General features: G+C 68.6%; 3 protein-coding genes. 1 reads left to right on the forward strand and 2 read right to left on the reverse strand.

The genetic code is table 11. The annotated features are described in order from the left end of the window. Both AWZ10_RS52840 and AWZ10_RS04110 read right to left on the reverse strand, forming a co-directional pair. The coding region (locus AWZ10_RS52840; protein WP_208618443.1) for a hypothetical protein at positions 1–180 on the reverse strand (180 nt) is incomplete at its 3' end. Between the two features lie 141 nt (positions 181–321). After that, entirely contained in the window at positions 322–1,557 is a 1,236-nt protein-coding gene (locus AWZ10_RS04110; protein ID WP_060890457.1) for an acyl-CoA dehydrogenase family protein, read from the reverse strand. Positions 1,558–2,326: 769 nt separating this feature from the next. On the opposite strand from AWZ10_RS04110, the gene AWZ10_RS04115 reads away from it, so the two are divergent. Continuing rightward, on the forward strand, positions 2,327–2,550 hold a 224-nt coding region (locus AWZ10_RS04115), incomplete at its 3' end, for a hypothetical protein (RefSeq protein ID WP_060890458.1).

A 2,550-nucleotide genomic window follows, 5' to 3' on the forward strand; every position in this document is an offset into this window, starting at 1 on the left:
GCGGGCCTGGCCGTCCCGGCCGTCGGCGCGGCGGCGGCGTCGCTTCGGCGCAGTCCTCGGTCTCGGCCGCGTACCCGTGCGCAGCAGCAGGGTGCCCGCCGCCCGTACCTGTCCGTCGTCGAGGACCAGTTTGCCCGGCGCTTCCTCCTCGGCTCGTCGGCCCAGGTGGGAGGGTGACACCCCGCTGCGCCGGCATGCGTTGCCTGATCGGAGGGGTTGGGGGTGTGCGGGCCTGCCCCGCACACCCCCAACCCCTCCGGGGTGTGGGGGGCTGTCTCGTACCCGGGGAGCTTCGCTCCGCCGGACGGTGCCCAGACCTGCCTAGACCAGTTCGCCGACCGGGACCGGTGCCGGATCCCGCGACTCGACCTGCGGGGTGCGGACCAGATCGGCGAGACGCTCGGACCACTGGCCCTTGTTCTCACCGAGTGCGAACTCGCCGAGCCTGAGGCCCTGGATCTCGGAGGTGCCGGCGGGGGCGTAGATGTGGAAGGCGTCGCGCAGATAGCGCTCGACCGGGCGGTCGGTGAACAGGCCGCAGGCCGCGTGCATCTTGACCGACGCCTGGGCCGACTCGATGGACGACTCGACGTTGAAGAGTTTCGCGGACATCAGCTCGATGTCGCAGGGCCGACCGTTGTCCAGCAGATGCGCGGCGAGATACGCGCTCTGCCGCGCGAGGGTGAGACGTTGCAGCATCCGCCCCAGCTCGATCTTGATGTTGGGCAGGTGCCCCAACGGCCTTCCGTAGCGCTGCGTCTCACCGCAGTACCGGGCCGTCTCCTCGAACACCGCCTGGTGGATGCCCAGGGACACCGCGGTCAGGTTGAGACGGCCGTAGAGCACCGACGAGGAGTACGCGACGGCCAGCCCCTCACCCTCCTCGCCGAGCCGGTTGGCGGCCGGCACCCGACAGTTGTCGAAGACGAGCTCCCCGAAACTGAACCCGTGCAGACCCATGGAGGGCACCTGCTCGGCGAGGGAGAAGCCGGGCCGGTCGGACTCGACGAGGAAGGCCGTCATGCCCTGGGAACCCGGGCCGGTGCGGACCACGACACCGTGCACGTCGCCCACATGACTGTTGCCGACGAAGATCTTGCGGCCGTTGAGGATGTAGTCGTCGCCGTCCCGTACCGCGCTGCTCTCCATGCCGGCTACATGGCCCCCCGACCCCGGCTCGGTGACCGCGATGGTCGGCAGCACCTCTCCCTCGGCGATCCTCGGCAGCCAGTACCTCTTCTGACTGTCGTCGCCGAAGTGAATGATCTTGGCGACGCCCAGCTGGGAGGCCTGGACCATGGCCCCCATCGCGCCGCTCACACGGGACAGTTCCTCGATGATGACGGTCTTGGCAAGATGGCCCGCGCCCATGCCTCCGTATGCCGGGTCGATCGTGGCGCCGATCCAGCCCTGTTGGGCGATCAGCCGGGAGAGCCCGACCAGTGCGGTCCGGGAGGTCTCCATCTCGGGTATCAGCGGCCGTACCACACGCTCGGCGAACTCGCGTACGCGCTGCCGTAGATCCTCATGATCCTGGGTCGTGAAGACGTGTTCCACGCCAAGCCCTTCTAGGCGTTCTCCCGCGCCCGGGGGAGACGCGGTGGCTGTGCATCAGTCGTGGTTCCGGTCGGGAGACTGACCGACGTGCAACATGGTCTACAAATCAACCTCTAACGCCAAGATCGTTTAGGGGGTTTGGCCGAAACATGGGCAGTTGAAGTTTGAGCTTGAATGTGAGAAGAGAAGGGGGCGATGTCCACATTTTGATACTTTCCAAGCCGAACTTGCTCGGCCGCCTCGACCCGGGGTCGCGCACCCGCCGACCGGATCACCAGGCACACCCGCCCTGACAAGCCTTCCCGCAGCACTGTGCACCCCCAAATACCAAACTGACGCTCCGTCTGTGCATGTTTGATCAGGGTGACACAGATTTCCAGCCACCCCTCAAAGAGGCAAATGTGGCTGGACAGTGCCGATTCCGAAACCCTGCTGTGTCGACAAGTATCCATTCCGGATGACTCCCGGAAGGGTTCGTTCCGGGGCGCCTGCCCGAGCCGGCTCCCTGGCCGGCACCGGATGCGTCGTCAATTGCCGCCGTCCGGCGCCAGGTTGCGGTCCGACGGGTGCTGACGACGGGGCCCGGGTCCTGATACCGTTCCGTCCGCCCGCTGACATGCGCCGACGGCGTGTCAAGCCGGAGCACAGGGGATGCCGGGCGGCTCGCGGCACCCCCATCGCCATCGGATGTCCGCCGTCGTACGAGGAATCAGATGCCAGGCACCCTCCCCCGCATCGGCCCCACGCGCGACACGCCACGGTGGACCGGATGAGCGGTGACACGCCCCGCTCCGCGGCCGGCGTTCCGCTTCTCCCCCAGGGCCTGCCCCGACGGCCCCGGAGCACACCGGCCGCGCCACCGCCCCCCGAGGGCACGGCCGAGGCCTCCGCGACGGACGACGACGCGGACGACACGCTTCGCCCGGACGCCCTGGCCCGCGCCATCGTGGCGATCCAGCGGGGCTCGACGCGCGCCCGGCTCGGCGGACCGGA

The organism is Streptomyces europaeiscabiei, from assembly GCF_001550375.1.
GTDB lineage: Bacteria > Actinomycetota > Actinomycetes > Streptomycetales > Streptomycetaceae > Streptomyces > Streptomyces europaeiscabiei.